This window comes from Sinorhizobium fredii USDA 205 (assembly GCF_001461695.1).
In the GTDB taxonomy this organism is placed as follows: domain Bacteria; phylum Pseudomonadota; class Alphaproteobacteria; order Rhizobiales; family Rhizobiaceae; genus Sinorhizobium; species Sinorhizobium fredii.
Genome location: NZ_AUTC01000137.1, coordinates 20,819 through 38,478, shown reverse-complemented (window position 1 = coordinate 38,478; position 17,660 = coordinate 20,819). Strand labels below are relative to the sequence as shown.

Here is a 17,660-nt window from a genome sequence, read left to right as displayed (position 1 = left end):
TGCGATATGACTGCGATCGAATTCTTGCCGGTTCTTGTCATGATCGCCGGAGTTGTTCTGGTGGTCGGGGCGACTCTGTTTGTCTCATCGCTGCTGCGCCCGTCCAATCCCTACCCCGAAAAGAACATGCCCTATGAGTGCGGCATGGATCCGGCCGGCGAGGCTGCCGGGGGCCGTTTCAGGGTGCAGTTCTATATTCTCGCGATCCTGCTGGTCGTCTTCGATGTCGAGACGATGTTCCTGTTTCCCTGGGCCGTCGTCCTGAAGGAGATCGGACTGGTCGGCTTTATCGAGATGTTCGTGTTCATATCGCTGCTTCTCGTGGGTTTCGCCTACGCCTGGCTGAAAGGGGCGCTGGAATGGGAGGCGTAAACAATGCGTTCCGCGACAGCGTGCTGTTCACCACGGCCGAGAGCGTTATCAACTGGAGTCGCCAATCGGCGCTGTGGCCCGAGACCTTCGGAATTGCCTGCTGCGCCATCGAGATGATCTCGGCGGGGTGCGCCCGCTATGACCTCGACCGGTTCGGCGTGGTGTTCCGGCCGTCGCCCCGCCAGTCCGACGTGATGATCATCGCCGGCACCGTGACGCGGAAGTTCGCGCCCGTGGTGCGCCGGCTCTATGACCAGATGCCGGAGCCGCGCTGGGTCATCGCCATGGGCACCTGCGCCATCTCGGGCGGGGTCTACAACACCTATGCGGTGGTGCAGGGAGCCGAAACCTTCGTGCCGGTCGACGTCCACGTGCCCGGCTGCCCGCCGCGGCCCGAGGCGCTGATGCACGGTTTCCTGCTGCTTCAGGAGAAGATTAAAAAGTCCAGGGCGCTGGCCGGGACGCCATTGGACCGGATCGCCGCATCATGAGCGTCGAGGCGTCCGTCATCAGCACCCTCATCGCGGAACGTTTTGGAGAGGCAGTCGAGGAACTCCGCGTCTCGCATGGAGTTCATGCTTTCGCCGCGCCGCCGGACCGGATCGTCGAGCTTTGCCGATTCCTGAAGGAGCATCCGGCGCTGCGGTTCGATTTCCTGTCGGATATCTGCGGTGTCGATTATTACCCCGAGGCACCGCGCTACGAGGCGGTCTACCACCTCTACTCGCTGCCGAACAAATGGCGCATCCGGATCAAGTGCCGCCTCGGCGACCCGCCGCGGGTCCCCTCGGTGACGGGCGTTTGGCGGACCGCCAACTGGCATGAGCGCGAGGCCTGGGACATGTACGGGATCAGCTTCGAGGGACACCCAGACCTGCGCCGCATCTACATGTGGGAAGGCTTCGAAGGTTTCCCGCAGCGCAAGGATTTCCCGCTCCGCGGCTACAAGGACGACCTCAATCCGTTCGGCGCCGAAGGGCCGCCGCCGACCCAGCCGGACCTTGTCACCAACGACATTCCAACAGGAGTCCGCTCGACACCGGAAACGTGAGATGACCGAAGTCACTGAGCTCATGAGGCCGCAAGGCGAATCGCTCGACACCAAGGAGGTGCTCCTCAATCTCGGCCCGCAGCATCCGAGCACCCACGGGGTGCTGCGGCTCGTCCTCGAACTCGACGGCGAGTATGTCGCCCGCGTCGACCCGCATATCGGCTACCTGCACCGCGGTACCGAAAAGCTGGCCGAGAGCTTCACCTATACGCAGATATTTCCGCTCACCGACCGGCTCGACTATGTCTGTCCGCCTTCGAACAACCTGGCCTTCGCGCTGGCGGTGGAGAAGCTCCTGGGTATCGAAGCACCGATCCGCGCCCAATATATCCGCGTTATGATGGCCGAACTGGCGCGGATCTCCGGCCATCTCCTGATCACCGGCGCGCTGCCGATGGATCTCGGCGCCATGACTGCGCTGCTTTACGCCATGCGCGAGCGCGAAATGATCATGGACCTTCTTGAGATGATCACCGGCGCGCGAATGCACACCTCCTTCTGCCGGGTCGGCGGTGTGCGCGAGGATCTGCCCGAGGGTTTCCTCCCGAAGATCAGGGAATTCTGCGAGATCTTCCCGAACCGGATCCGCGACTACGAGCGGCTGCTAGAGGACAACCGGGTGTTTCTGAGCCGCACCCAGGGGATCGGCGTGATCTCCCCCGAGGACGGCATCGATCTGGGTCTCAGCGGTCCCAACCTTCGCGCTTCCGGCGTCGACTGGGACATCCGCCGCGATGAACCCTACGAGATCTACGATCGGCTCGACTTCAACGTCATTACTCGCGACGAGGGCGACTGCTACGCGCGCTGGCAGTGCCGGGTCGAGGAGATGCGCGAGAGCGTCCGGCTCATCGAGCAATGTCTCGAACAGATGCCCGAGGGGCCATTCCAGATCGACATGCCGACGATCGCCTTCCCGATGGACAAGGATCGCGTGCACTGCTCGATGGAGGCGCTGATCCAGCATTTCGACCTGTCGGCCTATGGCTTCAAGGTGCCGGAGGGCGAGGTCTACTCGGCGATCGAGGCGCCGAAGGGCGAACTCGGCTTCTACATCATCAGCGACGGATCGGAAAAGCCGTTCCGCATGAAGGTGCGGGCACCGTCCTTCGTCAACCTTCAGGCGCTCTTCGGGGTCACCAACGCCCGCTATCTGGCGGACATGATCGCCGTGCTCGGCAGCCTCGACCCAGTGATGGCGGAGGTGGACAAGTAGCAGGAGTTTTGGACGCGATGAGCATGCGCGAAAAGATCGAAGAAGCAGCGGCGCGGTATCCCGACCAGCGCTCGGCGATCATGCCCGCCCTGCTCATCGCGCAGAACGAACATGGTCACCTGCCCGGCCCGGTCTTGGAGGAGGTCGCCGACATTCTCGGTGTCGAGCGGATCTGGGTCTACGAACTGGCGACTTTCTACACGCTCTTTCATACCGAGCCGATCGGGATGTTCCACCTGCAGCTCTGCGACAACGTCTCCTGCATGCTCTGCGGATCCGATGCGCTGCTGAAGCATCTGGAAGCGCTGCTGGGGATCAGGAAGGGCGATACCACTCCCGACCGGCTGTTCACGCTTTCGACCGTCGAGTGCCTCGGCGCCTGCGAGATGGCTCCGGTTATGCAGGTCGGCGACGACTATCACGGCGAACTCGACATCGGGCGGATCGATGCGCTTCTGGCGAGGTTGCGGGCGGAGGCGGGCGAAGCGATCGGTGCCGGCCTCGCCGACGCAGCACCGCCGGGAGAATAGCGTGATGTTCGAACCGGTCCTCCTCAAGAATATCGATGCTCCGGATGGCCATCTGCTCTCCACCTACGAGGCCGGCGGCGGCTACCAGGCGCTGGCCAAGGTGCTGCGCGAGCACACGCCTGACGAAGTCGTCGATCTTGTCAAACAATCCAACCTGCGTGGTCGCGGCGGTGCCGGATTTCCGACGGGGATGAAATGGGGCTTCGTGCCGAAGCGCGCCGACAAGCCGAAATATCTCTGTTGCAACGCCGACGAGGGCGAGCCGGGAACCTTCAAGGACCGGATCATCATGGAGAGCGCCCCGCACCAACTCGTCGAGGGCCTGGCGGTCAGCGCCTACGCGATCGGGGCCGAAACCGCTTATGTCTACGTTCGCGGCGAATATGTGAAGGCCATTCGTCGCCTGGAGCAGGCGATCGCCGAGGCTCGCGAGAAGGGCTATCTCGGCGCTGGCGTCCTCGGATCGGATTTCAATTTCACCATCCATATTCACTGCGGCGCCGGCGCTTATATCTGCGGCGAGGAGACGGCGATGCTCGAGTCGCTCGAGGGCAAGCGGGCGCAGCCGCGACTGAAGCCGCCGTTTCCGGCCGTGGCCGGGCTCTATGCCAGCCCGACCGTGATCAACAATGTCGAGACGCTGGCTTGCGTGCCGCATATCGTCATGCGCGGGCCGCACTGGTTCCGGGCCATCGGTCCGGACAAGAGCCCAGGTCCGAAGCTCTACTGCGTGAGCGGGCAGGTTCGCAAACCCGGTCTCTACGAACTGCCGATGGGCATACCGCTACGCGAACTGGTGGAACACGCCGGCGGGCCGCTGCCGGGCCGCCGGATCAAGGCGGTGATCCCGGGCGGCGTCTCGGCTCCGGTCATCGCGGGGGATGGTCTCGACGTGGGCATGGACTTCGATTCGCTCGCCGCCGCCGGCTCGATGCTCGGTTCGGCCGGGGTGATCGTGATCGACGACTCGACCTGCATGGTCAAGGTCGCCACCCGGATCATCGAGTTCTTCCATCACGAATCCTGCGGCAAGTGCACGCCGTGCCGCGAAGGATTGAACTGGGTCGTGAAGGTGCTGCGCCGTATTGAATCCGGGGAAGGTGCCCCGGGCGACCTGGAGCAACTGGAGAAGCTCTGCAAGGGCATATTCGGCAACACGTTTTGTGCCTTGGGTGACGGCGCGGCGATGGGCTTGCGGGCCGCGCTTACGCATTTCCGCGATGAGTTCGTTGCCCATATCGAGGAGCGGAGGTGCCCCTTCCACTAATGAGTGAGCCGAGAACAGGCTGTGAGGAAATATGGTTAGGATCACGATCGACGCACAAACCCTGGAAGTTGAGGCTGGCTCGACGGTGCTTCAGGCAGCCCAGCGCCTGGGCATCGATATCCCGACCTTCTGCTATCTGAAGCGGCTGCCGCCGCTTGCGTCGTGCCGCATGTGCCTGGTCGAGATCGAGGGGCTGCGGCGGTTGCAGCCGTCCTGCGCCACCGCGGTCACCGACGGTATGGTCGTGCGGACGAACACGCCGCTGATCGACGAAACGCGCTCTTCCATGCTCGACATGCTGCTTGCCAACCATCCTCTCGACTGTCCGATCTGCGACAAGGGCGGCGAGTGCGAGCTGCAGGATATGGTGATGGCCTACGGGCCTCGGCGAAGCGAGTTCCGCGATCCCAAGCGCGTGTTCCACTCCCGGGACATTCGCCTCAGCCCGGTGATCATCATGAACGTCAACCGCTGCATCCAGTGCCAGCGTTGCGTCAGGATGTGCGAAGAGGTGGTTGGAGCCGTCGCCTTGGGTACCGTCGAAAAAGGCATGGATACTGCCGTCACCGGTTTCGAGGGGAGTCTTGCGAGTTGCGACCAGTGCGGCAATTGCGTCGAAGTCTGCCCGGTCGGCGCGCTGATGAGCTTTCCCTATCGCTACAAGGCGCGGCCCTGGGATCTCGCGGAGACCGACACGGTCTGCCCGCATTGCGGCACCGGCTGCCAGCTGACGGTCGGGGCGCGCAAGGGAGAGTTCATGCGGGTCCGCTCCAAGGAGGAGCACGGGGTCAATCGCGAAACGCTCTGCGTGCGGGGGCGTTTCGGCCTGGACTTTGTCGAGAGCCGAGACCGGATCAAGCGACCGATGATCCGTCGGGACGGCGTCCTGGTTCCGGTTTCCTGGGATGAAGCGGGTGACTACCTGCGTCGGCGTCTGGCGGCCGTCGAGAACAAGGCCGCGGGCGGGCTTGCATCGGCCCGCCTGACAAACGAGGTGCTCTATCAGTTCCAGAAGCTGATGCGGACGGTATTCCGGACCAACAACATCGATTGCTCGTCGCGCTGGTCCGCGCCCTTCGACGCGCTCGGGCCTCTGCTTGCAGGCTTCTACACGCGTGCTCCACTGCAGGAGGCAATCGGCAAGGATTGTGTGCTCGTGATCGGCGGCAATGTGACGGAGGAAAATCCGGTGACCGAATATCTGCTGCGCGACGCCGTGCGCCAGCGGCAGGCCGGATTGCACCTGCTTTCGGCTCGGCCATCGCGTCTCGACGCCGATGCCCGGTGGTGCTTCGCGTGCGACCGGGCGGAGAGGCGGCGAGCCTTGCAGAGGTGGTCGCTGGGCTCGCGGCAGCGGCTGACACCGTCGGCGCGGCAATCGGCGACCCGTCCGAGAAACCCGGCAGAGAAGATTCGGATCGCCTGGTCGCCGGCCTCAGGGACAGTCGCGGCGTCACAGTGCTTGTCAGCGTCGGCCTCCTCAGATCACCCGAAGCGCGCGCGCTGCTGCAGCAGGTCAGCAACCTGCTGCAGGCTCTCCGCATGCTCGGCAAGGATCCGGCAATGCAGTTCCTCTTCGACCGCGCCAACCAGATGGGCGCCTGGGACATGGGGGTCCTGCCGGTGGCTCTGCCAGGGCTACGGGCGGTCACCGACGATGCGGCGCGCGCGGCTCTCGAACGGGCGTGGGGCGCCGAAATCCCGTCTGAGCCTGGAGCGAATCTCGACGCCATTCTGGATCTCTGCATCGACGGGCGGATAGGCGCGCTCTACGTCGCCGGAACCGATCCGCTGATCGCCTATCCCGACAGGGATTTCGTAAAGCGGGCGCTTGGCGCCGCCGATCTTCTGATCGTGCAGGATACGTTCCTGACGGATACGGCGGGCCTGGCCGAGGTCGTGCTGCCCGCGGCGGGCTACGGCGAGGAAGCCGGCACATTCACCAACAATGAGGGCCGCATTCAGACGGTCCGCAAATTCCGCGAACCCGCCTTCGAGGCCAGAGGCAATCTGGAAATCTTCGAACTCGTCGCGGCACTCCGGCGCCAGGTGCTGAAGCCATCTATGCAAGGCGAAGTCTTCGACGAGATCGACCGGCTGGTCCCGGCCTATCAGGGATTGACACTGGACGGGCTTGGGGCCGACGGCGCCTTCACGCAGGCGGACCCGACACCACCTGCCAGCGGGTTCTACCCGGCGCCGCCGACCTTCGAGGTCCGCGACGGCCTCATGCTGGTCACCGGCGACTGCCTGTTCCACAACGGATATCTTTCCGAACGCTCGGAGATATTGAATACGGTCGCGGATGACCCCTATGTCGAGATGAACGCGCAGGAGGCTGCGCAACTTGGCGTTTCAGATGGCGATCAGGTGGTCGTGCGATCCGCTCAGGCCGAATTGACCGCAAAGCTCAAGGTCAACAGGCGCTTTCCGCGCGGTCTCGTGTTTGTTCCCGAAAACTACAGGGCTCTGCGCCTCAATGGCCTGATGCAGCGGGGTGAATATCCATGTCCGGTCGAGGTTCAAAAGGCGCATGCGACATTCGAGATCGGCGCCGATACCGCCCCGGCGGCGAACGGCGAGGATGTCGCCCCAGGAATGGCCGGCTCGCCCTGACCCCCGCCGCCGCTGATCTCGTCAGTGATAGTGGGTCCCGCGAATATAGTCGTGCAGGTCCTGCTCGGTGCGTTGCGCTTCGTCGAGCCGGTGCTTGACCACATCGCCGATGCTGACCACGCCGACAATGTCGTCACCCTCCATCACCAGAACATGGCGGGTTCGCCGTTGGGTCATGATCGCCATCACAAAGGGCAGCAGATCTTCCGTCGAACAGATCGCCACGCTGCGGTTCATGATGTCGGCAACCTGCATCATCGCCGCCTCGGCCCCGTATTCGGCCATCGCATTGCAGCAATCCCGTTCCGATAACGTGCCGAGGTACTCCCCGGCCGATTGGCTGACGACGACGAAGCCGATATTGTTGTCTCGAAACAGCCGCAGGACTTCCACCATTGGCTGTTCGGGAGCGACCGCGATGACTCCGACACCCTTGTTCTTCACGATTTCGCCGACAAACATCTGAGCCTCCTCTCCCACAGCACCGTGCGTCTTTCATCTGCAAATGGTCGCCGTAGCACTTTGAATTTCTGCATGGTTTCATCCTTCAATCGGTTCCGATCCAAGGAGATGCGGGGTGGCGCTCCGGTTTCAGAGCTGGCGTGCTCACCTTCGCCGGATGTTCCGCCACCAGTTGTAGCCCTGCCGCTCATCCGTCTCGACGAGCACGTCCTTCTGCGTGTTCAGGCGCGCAGCGACCACACCGCCGCCAGTCGCCGCCTTGCCAGGCTTTGCAAGCAGGTCATCGCGCCCGATCACCAGGTCACGCGAGGAAAAACTCGAAAATTCATATTGTTGGCCAAGCGCGATTGCGTCCGCCGGGCAGGCGTCCTCGCACAACCCGCAGAACAGGCAGCGGGCCGTGTCGATCTCGAATTTGGCCGGGCGCCGGTTGCCCTTCTCGTCCTCGTAGGGCACCACTTCGATGCAATAGCAGGGACAGATCCGCGCGCAGAGCTCGCAGGCCACGCACTTGATCTCCCCCTCTTCGTCGCGCTTCAGGAAATGGTGGCCGCGATAACGCGAATAGGGCAGCCATTTCTCCTTGTCCGGATACTGCATGGTCACGGATTTCGAGAACATGTAGCCGAAGGTCAGCGACAAGCCATTCGCCAGGTCGGCGAAGAACGTCCAGCCGATCCATGTGCCGATTGTGTCCCTTGCGCGCGACATCGCCGCCTCGCTCTACAGCGCCGTGCGTCTTCTCAGGCGCACAAAGGTCGCCGTAGCCCTTTGAATTGCTGCGTGTTTCTTCCTCGAATCGGCTTCGATCCAAGGAAACATGCAGTGGAGCCCGTTAAGGCCCTCAAGAGAAAGCAATTCCAGTAATAATTATGTTCGCCATCGACAGGGGAAGCAAGACTTTCCAACCGATCGCCATCAGCTGGTCGTAGCGATAACGGGGGAAAGTAAAGCGGAACCACATGAACAAATAGACGAAGAACGCCACCTTGAGGGCGAACCAGAGGAGTGGCGGCAAGGGGATCAGCACGCCGTTCCAGCCACCGAAGAACAGGATCACCGTCAGGACCGACACCAAAAGCATGACGACGTATTCACTGACCATGAAGAAGGCGAAGCGGATGCCGCTGTATTCGGTATGGAAGCCGGCCCCAAGATCGCCTTCCGCCTCCGACAGGTCGAAGGGGATGCGCTGCGCTTCGGCGAGCCCGGCGACGAAGAACACGAAGAACCCAATCGGCTGGTAGACGATGTTCCAGACATCTTCCTGGGCCCGGACGATCTCGAGCAGGCTCATCGACTGCGCCAGCATGACCACGCCGATCACTGCAAACCCCATCGGGATCTCGTAGCTGATCATCTGCGCGCAGGTCCTGAGGCTGCCGAGGACCGCATACTTGCTGTTCGCCGCCCAGCCGCCGAAAATGACGCCATAGACTTCCAGACCGATCACCGCGAAGACGAAGAGCAGCGCCACGTTCATGTTTGAGACGTAGAGCGTGATCTCGTTGCCGAGCACCGAGACAGACTCTCCGAACGGGATTGCCACGAACACCACAAAGGGCGGCGCGAGCGCCAGGATTGGCGCAAGCTTGAACAGGAAGCGGTCGGCCTCGGCCGGGATGTGGTCTTCCTTGGTCAGGAGCTTGATCCCGTCCGCCACCGGCTGCAGCAGCCCGTGCCAGCCAACGCGCATCGGTCCCATCCGCTGCTGCATGTGCCCGGCGATCTTGCGTTCGACCCAGGTCAGCGGCAAGGGCAGGAGCAAGAGCATCGCTATCAGCAACGCGACCTTGAGGATGATCAGGCCAATGGCGACGGCAAGCTCCATGATCCGCGGCTACTTCTTCGGGTTGAAAGGCGCGACGGGATTTTTCCTGACTATACACTAGCTTGGCACCCTCTGTCTTCGAGCTGGGAGGTGAACCGTCTCTTCAATTGGGGATGGCTGCGGTGAGAGGGCGGCGACCCTCCAAAAATTGCATCCGGGGCGGCTGAACACGGCTGCCCACCCGAAGGAGGCCCGGTCTGGATGGGCGTTTCGAATTGGGCCTCCGTACTTGCCCGGTAAATGCGTGAAGGCGCGGATTCGTTCCTGTCCGGCTTTCCTTCTCCACCCCTTAAATGAAACCAATGCCGCCGTCGTGAGTTTCCCCGACATGACAGTCACAAGCCAGGAGGAAATGGCATGGATTGGAATCACGTCGAAGGCAACTGGAAGCAGGCGAAGGGCAAGATCAAGGAACAGTGGGGCAGATTGACCGACGATGATCTTGACCAGATCGACGGCAAGCTCGATCAGCTCGAAGGCAAGATCCAGGAGCGCTATGGCATCGAAAAGGATCTCGTCAGACGGGATCTCGATGACTGGTACAATCGACAAACCTGGAATTGATCCCTCAACCTCTAGCCCCGCTCGCGCGGGGTCTTTTTTTGGTTTTCGCGTCGGGCGGCAGCGATGTTCCGGCATTGCAATGCGGCAAATGCGTGCAATGCATCGAAACGCAAACGAGAACCTTGTGTATCGCGCAAAGCCCCGAGTTGCATCGGTTCCGATTTTCAAGCATGTTTGAATTTAAGCAGCCAGCCATTCTTGCGCGGAGGCGAAAGGTGCTCAGCCAGCCCAATGCCATTGACGCTTTCGTCGGCCATCGTATCCGGCTGCGCCGCGAGGCGCTGGGGATGGACGAGAAAAATCTCGGCGCGGCGCTCGGTGTGCCGGTCGCACAGGTCCGGAGCTACGAACAGGGTGCACGCCGCGTCTGCGCGGCCCAGTTGCTGGCGATGGCCGACGTTCTGCAGGTGCATTTTACATTCTTCTTCGAGGAATCGCCGGCGTCGGCAGGAGGCGGGTTGCCGAAGACGATCGAGGCGGCGGATATCAGCAGGAAGACGGTGCTTCGATCGTGGACGGCTGGACGCCGCCGTATCGCCCGGCCTGCGCTCTGGGGCTGCCGAACCCTGGGCTTATCGGTCGGTTGAGGTGTTCGTGACGGGGGCCGGCTTTCACCTCAAGACCTTCGGGGAGTTGCTGCTGATCGATGGTGCCGGCGGCGCAGTCGCGTGTCCGGAGCGGGGGCTCCTGATTCTCGCCTATCTCTCGGCATCCGGGCAAAGGGTCGCCAGCCGCGACAAGCTCGCGACGATGATCTGGCCTGACAGGGAAAAAAGCGTCGCGTTCAAGAATCTGCGTTCGACGCTGTGGCGCATGCAGCACCTCGTCACGCCGGCGGGTGCGGTCCTGTCGGCCACGGAGACGGAGGTGGCGCTGGGGCCGATCTCCTGCGATGTCTCCGAGTTCGACGGCATAAACGGCTCGGAAGGGAGCTTCCGAAACGCCCTTTCACTCTGGCGCGATACGTTCCTGCCGTTGGCGGATCTGCCGCCCGGACGCTACGCGGACTGGGTGGCGGAGAAGCGACGCGGTTTTACGGAGGTGCTGCGGAGCGCGCTCATCAAAGCGGAGCAGGGATCCGCTGACCGGTCGACGCTGCGCGCGGCCTGCGCGCACCTTCTGGAGCTCGATCCGGCGGATGCCACCGTTCGCGAAATCCTGCAGCGCATTAGCTACGGCCCGTTGCTTAGCGTCAGAACCCCGGCCGCGGCCAAAGAGCAAGCGCAAGCAAGCGCGGCGCAATCCGCGCAGCTTGCGCGCGTCGCTCTTCTTCCGCCGGCTGCCTTCGGCAGCGACCCGATGCTCCACGCCGTCAGCGTGGCGGTGATCGAGGACATAACGATCGGGCTCTGTGCGTTGCGCTCGATGACCGTCGTCGCGCCCTATACGGCCGAGCGCATCCGCGAGGCGGCGGACAAGGCGGCGATCCTCGAGAGGCACGGCGTCACCTATGCACTTGATTGCCGCATGTCGGATCAAGGGCTCTTTACCCAGTTGATCTTCCTCCCCTCCGACCAGATCGTCTGGGCTGATCGCTTCCTGATCTCGCCCGCGGGCCTCCTCATGCAGCGTCAAGAGATCGCCTACCACGTCGCGCGCGCTGTCACCGAGCAAGTGGAGACGGGGCGGCCGGAGAATCTCGACTACCTGTCGCATCCGGAGGCCTACTATGCCTATCTCGGCGGGCTGAGGCATCTCTCGGGTCTAGGCCTGCCGGAAGTTCGCAGGGCGCGTCACGACTTCCGGGATGCGCTGAAGCACAGGCAGGATTTTGCGCCGGCGCTGAGCGGCATCGCGCGGACCTATGCGACCGAGTGGCTGTTGACGGCACGGGCCGACGGTGAACTCCTCACCTTGGCGGAGCGGCATGCCAGGCAAGCGATCGAGAGCAACGAGCGCTTGCCGACCGCTCACCGCGAAGTGGGGGTCGTGAAGCTCTATCAGGGCGATGTGGACGAGAGTCTGGCAGCGCTCGATCTGGCCGAACAATTGAGCCCGCAATATGCCGACGTGCTCTACAGCCACGCCGACACGCTCGTGCACGCCTCCCGCCCTCGCGAGGCCCTGGACAAGCTCGGCAAGGCCCTTGCGCTCAACCCGCTGGCGCCGGACGCCTATCTTTGGAGTGCAGCGGGGGCCAGCTATTTCCTCGGGGAATACGAACAGGCCATAGGCTTTGCCCAGGAAATGAAGGACAAGTCGCCGGCAGACAGGATCGTTGCCGCGAGCTGGGCAATGCTGGGTGATCGCAAGAAAGCTCGCCAGCACAGGATGCGGGCATTGAAGGCCAATCCGACTTTCGATGTCGACAAATGGCTTTCTGTCATTCCGTTCAAGGAACAGTGGCAGAAGGATCTTTACCGTGAGGGGCTGAAGAAGGCCGGTTTTTGATCGTGGGCAAGAGGGGAAACACTATGGCCAAAGTCGTTGTGATCGGGATCCCGGGAGAACCGGGTCTCTGGATGGTAGATCTTGGAAATGGAACCGTCAGGCAGCTCGATTCGGTGACGGGCGATCTGGCGATCGTCAATGGTTTTCGACAGTTGGGTAGCACCTTCGTCAACAACGTCGATCTCGCCATAGCAGTGACGTCGGTCGATGACGTTTTTGCAGGTCACGTGGACAGTTGATCCGCCACGACATCGGTGAGCGGCCGAGCTTGGTCAACGCTTATTCCGACCGGGTGTGCAGCCCGGGGGAAACGTTCGACCGAGTTCGTCCCTTGCTTGCCGCTTTCGGCGTGACGCGCGTTGCCAGGCATACAGGGCTCGACAAGGTCGGGATTCCGGTCTGGTGCGCCTACACGCCGAATTCGCGGTCGATCGTGGTTGCCCAGGGAAAGGGGCTGACGGACGCCGATGCCCGGACATCGGCGGTGATGGAGGCGCTGGAGCGCGCCGTCGCCGGCGAGCCCGCCGTCGAGAGTTTCGTTCACACGGCAGAAAAGCTGCGTGCCGTCGGTCGGGCCTTCGATCCGCTGAACGGGCTGATCGCCGCCGGCCGGGAGGATATCCGGCCGGATGAGGAAGTTGAATGGGTCCGCGGCGCCGATCTGGTCTCCGGCGGCGACGTTTTCGTGCCGCTTGAAGCGGTGCTTCTCGACCGCACGAGACCGTCGCGTTTCTGGATGTCGTCGGATGGGCTCGCGTCGGGCAATGTCATGGAGGAGGCGATCCTGCACGGCCTGCTGGAGCGGGTCGAACGCGATGCGCACGCTCTCTGGCGGGTCTCCGGTCAGGAAGCCCGGCACCGGGCGTGCGTTGCCCCTGAGGCTCTTGATGATCCGGCCCTCGACGGGCTCGTCGGCCGCATCAGGGCGGCCGAACTCGACTTGCGGCTTTTCGACATCACCAGCGACACCGGCATTCCGTGCTTCCTTGCATTTCTCGGCCCGCGCGGCACGGCGACTGCAGGCAATCTCCGCTTTGTCGAGGTGACGAGCGGGTGCGGGGCGCACCCTTGCGCCGTCCGGGCGGCGATCAGGGCGGTGACGGAGGCGGCGCAGTCACGGCTCACCTATATCGGCGGCGCCCGCGACGACGTCTACGCCGAGACCTTCAGGCGGGCATTGCCGGAATCGACGCGGCGCGCCTTTCTCGCAACGCCGCGACCCTTCACGACGCCGGTCGCCCGCACCGGCGTGCCCATCGAGGCATTGCTGAGCCACGCCATCTCCTGCGTGAAGAAGGCAGGCGTGCGGTCTGTCATCGCCGTTCCCCTGTCTCGCGGCGATCTGCCCTTCGCCGTCGTCAAGGTGCTGGTGGCGGACCTCGAGAACCCCGACGGCGAGCGAGCGCGTCGCTTCGGACCCCGCGCACTATCGAGGGCAATTTCGTCGTAAGACAGCGGCGCGCTCGAAGTGCCCTGTGCCAACGGGAACTGCGCCAGGGGGCGAAGGGGCGTAGTTTTCCTGAGCCCGGACTGGTGAATTCATCGCGCAACACCACTGATAGCTGTGCAACGCTCGTGCAACGCGCGCGAACGGGAAATTCATCTATAGTCCGTTGCGAGGGTAGTATACGCAATGGGGGTTCGAATGACTTATTCTGTCTCGGCAGCGACCGATCACGAAGCGGAATTTGCGAGCATTGCCAGAATGCTGGCCCATATTCGCGACAGTGCCCGCGCGTTGGACGCGCAAGCCCTGGAATATTGCATCGACATGGCGCTTCAGGCTGTCGCCACGGAACTGCGCGATCGGCGTGAATTCGCGGCCGCAGGAGCCGATCTGGCGGGCGGGTTTCGTCTGCTGCAGTGAACCTGACGCGGACGACGCCCACGGCACCGCACGTCCTTCAGACGCACAAAGGACGCGGAAGCATATTGAATCGCTGCCCGTTTCCTAAAATCGGTCCTGATTTGAGGAAACGCGCAGTGGCGTGGGGACTCGGCCGCCTGGCCGCCTAGACTAACGGTCGAGTTCCGGATAGACCCTGTCCAGGAAGCCCGGCCGAAGCTTTTCGCCGATCATGCAATCTGCCGCCGTTTCGCCAGCGGCGAGGCTGAGCGTGGGCGGAAGTGTCACCCCGCTCACCTCGAGAATCAGCTTCTGCCGGATCGCAATTGCGAAATCCTCCGCCTCGTGCACCGGAAGAACGAAGGAACCAGGCCCGCCGATCACGCACTCCGCATAGTACCGGTCCAGCGGGCCGGTCGACACGGAGGGACGGATCAGGATCGCAAGCCCATTGATGATGATGCCGCGTGATACCGCCTCGTTGCGGGCCGGGGCGACGGGAGGCCCGGTATTGTTGGGGCCGTCGCCGGAAATGTCGATGACGCGACGTGCGCCCGAAAAGGCATTGGTGTCGATCAGGCTCGTGCCAAAAATGATCGCATTTGAAATCGATGTGCCGCGCCGCGTTCCGATCGGCCGCGCTTCGATCCTGGCCGCGAAGGCTTCGGCATCCTCGGCACCTTCGACAACCTGCCAGGTGACGACCGAAGCCTCGTTGACCATGCCGGCCCATTCGAAATAGCCGATGGCAATGCGGCCGAGATATCCACCCTTGACGGCGTTGATGAACTCCGGGTGCCTGAGCGCCTGGACATAGCCGGACCGCTGCACCCGCGCTTCCTCCATGTCCATCGAGCCGGACATGTCGACAGCAAGAACCAGCTCCACATCGACATTCGGGGGCGTGGCGGCCGTCTGTATCGGGCTGCCACTGAGTGCCATGATCAACGCCAGCATGCTCAACATCGCATCCGCCAATCGTCATGATCTACTGCCCCGTCCCAAAAACGTGGGCTTCACGACAGAATGTATCACAGGATTGCAAATCGGCGACTGCCGCGGCCAGGCGCGATTGCAATATTATTTGATCGTGACGCCTGGGACAGGAGCAAACGCACACAATAGGCGCTCCGTGAGATAAGAGTGGCTCAATTCAAGATCTTCGCAGCGCTGCGACCGGGTTGCTGGACCCAATCTGGCCAAGGTCGTCAAACAGAACCTCGTCATGCTTCACTATCGGTCGAACACGGACATCGTTCTGATCGAGCGGCTGCAGCGAGCCGCCTTCGATTATTTCCTCGACTATTCCGATGCGCGGACGGGACTTGTCGCCGACACCTCGCGGGCGGGGTCGCCGTCGAGCATAGCGGCCACCGGCTTCGGGCTGTCTTGCTATCCGGTTGCCGTCGAACGCGGCTGGATAAGGCGGCCCGACGCGGCCCGCCGCGTGCTCACCGCCTTGCGTTTTCTCGCCGATAGCCGGCAGGCGAGCGACAGGCAGGCAACGGGACATCGCGGCTTCTACTATCATTTTCTGGACATGCGGACGGGCGAGCGCACCTGGAACAGCGAACTCTCTACCATCGACACGGCGCTGCTGCTGGCTGGCGCCCTTACGGCCGCGGCCTATTTCTGCGGGCGCGATCCGAACGAGGCGGAGATCCGGAGCCTTGCTGCGCGTCTCTATGAGCGGGCGGATTGGGCCTGGGCCCTCAACCGCGGAGACACGGTAGCGATGGGCTGGAGGCCTCCAGGACGTTTCCTGAAACACCGTTGGCGTGGTTACAGCGAGGCGTTGCTTCTTTACGTGCTGGCGCTCGGTTCGTCGAACCGCCCCGTCGCGCCGGAAACCTATGGCGCCTATTCGGCGGCGCACGAATGGCTGACGATCGACGGGGCGCCACATCTCCATGCCGGCGAGCTGTTCATTCACCTCTTTCCCCATGCATGGATCGACTTCCGTGGCATAGGCGACATGGGAATGCGTTCGGCAAGAAGCGACTATTTTGCGAATACCCGCCGGGCGATCGCTTTGCAGCGCGCTCATGCGGAAGAAAATCCTCACCGTTTTTTCGGCTATTGCCGCGATCTCTGGGGCTTCAGCGCCTGCCATGCGCCAAAGGGCTGGCTGAAGCTGCGTGACGGCCGGCGGCAGCAGCTTTTGGGCTATGCGGCGCGCGGCGCTCCCTTCGGCGCCGATGACGGGACCCTGGTTCCGTGGGCGCCGCTTGCGGGTCTGCCTTTCGCGCCGGATGATTGCCTGGACAGTCTTTCGCATCTGCTGGCGCATTATCCGGCCCTGCTTCGCGACGGCCGCTTGCCGGGCGGGTTCAATCCGAGCCTGCCGGGAGGCGGGCGCGAGGGCTGGGTCGATGACCGGATTGTCGGGCTTGACCAGGGGCTGGCAGTCATGATGATCGAGAACTGGAGAAGCGGCCTTGTTTGGGAAATCACACGCAGCATCCCGGCATTCAGCCGCGGGCTGAAAAGGGCAGGCTTCGAAGGTGGATGGCTACTGCCTGTTTCCTTAAATCGTAAGCGATTTACGGATCAAAACATGCAGTGATTCAAAGTGCTACAGCGACCTTAGTGCGTCTGAAAAGACGCACGGCGCTGTAGTGCCGGGCGTGGTCTGATGGATGAGAGAATGGGGCGGGGGCAGCATCAGGGGAACGCCGCGGACAGAGAGGCAGTGGCTGCGGTCGAATGGCTTGCGGCCGCCATGCCGGAAGTCGCCTGTTCGGTTGCGCCCCCCTGCGCAGACTTGGAATCGCCAAACGATTTCTGGTTGGGCTCCGCCAACCTCGAGACCTGCCTTGCCTATCAGGACCGCTTTGCGGCCGGCATGGACGACAAGATTAGGGCGGCGCATCTGATCGCCTTCTACAGCCACCAGTTCAGCCTTGCGGCAGGAGCAATCTATCTCGCCAGCGGCCTTGTCCCGAGCGTCTCGGGACTGCGTTTCGAAACCTATTTGCGTCCGTTCGACGGGCGACTCGCGGCCGGCCGCTTTCATTTCCTCGTCGAGCTTCCGCCGGGCGAAAATAAGCGGGGGCCGGGGGAGGCGGCCCGGAGCTTCCACGATGCCTTCGTTGTGCACCTGAAGCCGGTAATCGCTCTCGTGAAAAAGCGTTGCGGTCTGTCGGCCCGTGCACAATGGCGGCTAGCCGCTGACAGCCTCGCCGGGGCTTTCCTGGAAATCGGTCGCCGGCGCGGAGAGGAGGACACAGCAACCGAGCAGGCGCTGGCGATTGTCAAACGCGCTCACTCGCCGCTCGCGTCGCCCGAGCTTCACTTTGAGAAGATCATAGCGGAAGCTCCGCATTCCCGAACCTACCGGATGCGCGGTGGCTGCTGCCTCTATTACCGTACCGACGGCGGCGATTTTTGCGACACCTGCGTGCTGTTGGATCCGGAGGTCCGGCGGGAGAGGCTGAGAGCGCATCTGCTCGATCGCCGCCACTCCTCACTTTGAGGGACCAAGGTGAGGAGGAACCCGTGAACAATGCTAAAG

At 62.9% G+C, this 17,660-nt stretch carries 18 protein-coding genes and 1 pseudogene; 15 read left to right on the top strand and 4 right to left on the bottom strand.

Going from position 1 to position 17,660, the window contains the following annotated elements:
• Window positions 1-6 precede the first annotated feature (6 nt).
• The 7 genes and pseudogenes from N181_RS15635 to nuoG all read left to right on the top strand — a co-directional run bounded on the left by N181_RS15635 (window position 7) and on the right by nuoG (window position 7,052).
• Window positions 7-372 (top strand): NADH-quinone oxidoreductase subunit A, encoded by a 366-nt coding sequence (locus N181_RS15635; RefSeq protein ID WP_037396793.1) that lies wholly within the window; start codon window positions 7-9, stop codon window positions 370-372.
• Window positions 360-863 carry a NuoB/complex I 20 kDa subunit family protein gene (locus tag N181_RS15630; RefSeq protein ID WP_037396796.1) on the top strand — a complete coding sequence of 168 codons (504 nt, stop codon included), beginning with the start codon at window positions 360-362 and terminating at the stop codon, window positions 861-863. The genes N181_RS15635 and N181_RS15630 overlap by 13 nt, the downstream gene beginning before the upstream one ends.
• Complete coding sequence (locus N181_RS15625) at window positions 860-1,423, top strand: NADH-quinone oxidoreductase subunit C (RefSeq protein ID WP_037396799.1); 564 nt, start codon at window positions 860-862, stop codon at window positions 1,421-1,423. The genes N181_RS15630 and N181_RS15625 overlap by 4 nt, the downstream gene beginning before the upstream one ends.
• Window position 1,424: 1 nt before the next feature.
• Window positions 1,425-2,639 (top strand): NADH dehydrogenase (quinone) subunit D, encoded by a 1,215-nt coding sequence (gene nuoD / locus N181_RS15620; protein WP_037396802.1) that lies wholly within the window; start codon window positions 1,425-1,427, stop codon window positions 2,637-2,639.
• A gap of 17 nt (window positions 2,640-2,656) precedes the next feature.
• Window positions 2,657-3,169, top strand: a complete 513-nt coding sequence (locus tag N181_RS15615) for an NADH-quinone oxidoreductase subunit NuoE (protein WP_037396805.1) — start codon at window positions 2,657-2,659, stop codon at window positions 3,167-3,169.
• A 4-nt stretch (window positions 3,170-3,173) separates the two neighbouring features.
• Window positions 3,174-4,436, top strand: a complete 1,263-nt coding sequence (nuoF, locus tag N181_RS15610; RefSeq protein WP_037396808.1) for an NADH-quinone oxidoreductase subunit NuoF — start codon at window positions 3,174-3,176, stop codon at window positions 4,434-4,436.
• A 31-nt stretch (window positions 4,437-4,467) separates the two neighbouring features.
• Window positions 4,468-7,052, top strand: a pseudogene (nuoG, locus tag N181_RS15605) (NADH-quinone oxidoreductase subunit NuoG).
• Between the two features lie 21 nt (window positions 7,053-7,073).
• On the opposite strand, the gene N181_RS15600 reads toward nuoG, so the two are convergent.
• From N181_RS15600 to nuoH, 3 genes are all read right to left on the bottom strand, one after another.
• Complete coding sequence (locus tag N181_RS15600) at window positions 7,074-7,514, bottom strand: CBS domain-containing protein (protein ID WP_014329043.1); 441 nt, start codon at window positions 7,512-7,514, stop codon at window positions 7,074-7,076.
• A gap of 144 nt (window positions 7,515-7,658) precedes the next feature.
• Window positions 7,659-8,225: an NADH-quinone oxidoreductase subunit I gene (locus N181_RS15595; protein ID WP_037396815.1), complete on the bottom strand. Its 567-nt coding sequence runs from the start codon at window positions 8,223-8,225 to the stop codon at window positions 7,659-7,661.
• 133 nt (window positions 8,226-8,358) lie between these two features.
• Window positions 8,359-9,345 carry an NADH-quinone oxidoreductase subunit NuoH gene (nuoH, locus tag N181_RS15590; RefSeq protein WP_037396819.1) on the bottom strand — a complete coding sequence of 329 codons (987 nt, stop codon included), beginning with the start codon at window positions 9,343-9,345 and terminating at the stop codon, window positions 8,359-8,361.
• Window positions 9,346-9,702: 357 nt separating this feature from the next.
• On the opposite strand from nuoH, the gene N181_RS15585 reads away from it, so the two are divergent.
• The 6 genes from N181_RS15585 (at window position 9,703) to N181_RS15560 (ending at window position 14,167) form a co-directional block, all read left to right on the top strand.
• Window positions 9,703-9,909: a CsbD family protein gene (locus N181_RS15585; protein WP_060563540.1), complete on the top strand. Its 207-nt coding sequence runs from the start codon at window positions 9,703-9,705 to the stop codon at window positions 9,907-9,909.
• A gap of 38 nt (window positions 9,910-9,947) precedes the next feature.
• The gene (locus tag N181_RS15580; protein ID WP_234885889.1) at window positions 9,948-10,496 is read left to right on the top strand and encodes a helix-turn-helix domain-containing protein; all 549 of its coding nucleotides are present in this window, start codon (window positions 9,948-9,950) and stop codon (window positions 10,494-10,496) included.
• Window positions 10,497-10,503: 7 nt separating this feature from the next.
• Window positions 10,504-12,300: an AfsR/SARP family transcriptional regulator gene (locus tag N181_RS15575; protein WP_037396844.1), complete on the top strand. Its 1,797-nt coding sequence runs from the start codon at window positions 10,504-10,506 to the stop codon at window positions 12,298-12,300.
• Window positions 12,301-12,323: 23 nt separating this feature from the next.
• On the top strand, window positions 12,324-12,539 hold the full coding sequence (locus tag N181_RS15570) for a hypothetical protein (protein ID WP_014329038.1): 216 nt from the start codon (window positions 12,324-12,326) through the stop codon (window positions 12,537-12,539).
• A 29-nt stretch (window positions 12,540-12,568) separates the two neighbouring features.
• A complete protein-coding gene (locus N181_RS15565; protein WP_037396845.1) occupies window positions 12,569-13,750 on the top strand; it encodes a YcaO-like family protein in 1,182 nt (393 codons plus the stop codon).
• Between the two features lie 183 nt (window positions 13,751-13,933).
• Complete coding sequence (locus tag N181_RS15560) at window positions 13,934-14,167, top strand: hypothetical protein (protein ID WP_037396821.1); 234 nt, start codon at window positions 13,934-13,936, stop codon at window positions 14,165-14,167.
• Window positions 14,168-14,317: 150 nt separating this feature from the next.
• Here the strand turns inward: N181_RS15560 and N181_RS15555 are convergent, their stop codons facing one another.
• Window positions 14,318-15,112 carry a DUF1194 domain-containing protein gene (locus tag N181_RS15555; protein WP_037396825.1) on the bottom strand — a complete coding sequence of 265 codons (795 nt, stop codon included), beginning with the start codon at window positions 15,110-15,112 and terminating at the stop codon, window positions 14,318-14,320.
• Window positions 15,113-15,371: 259 nt separating this feature from the next.
• On the opposite strand from N181_RS15555, the gene N181_RS15550 reads away from it, so the two are divergent.
• Together N181_RS15550 and N181_RS15545 are read left to right on the top strand one after the other, a co-directional pair.
• Window positions 15,372-16,712 (top strand): glucoamylase family protein, encoded by a 1,341-nt coding sequence (locus N181_RS15550; RefSeq protein WP_037396828.1) that lies wholly within the window; start codon window positions 15,372-15,374, stop codon window positions 16,710-16,712.
• Window positions 16,713-16,781: 69 nt separating this feature from the next.
• Window positions 16,782-17,621 (top strand): ferric iron reductase, encoded by an 840-nt coding sequence (locus tag N181_RS15545; RefSeq protein WP_060563539.1) that lies wholly within the window; start codon window positions 16,782-16,784, stop codon window positions 17,619-17,621.
• Window positions 17,622-17,660 lie beyond the last annotated feature (39 nt).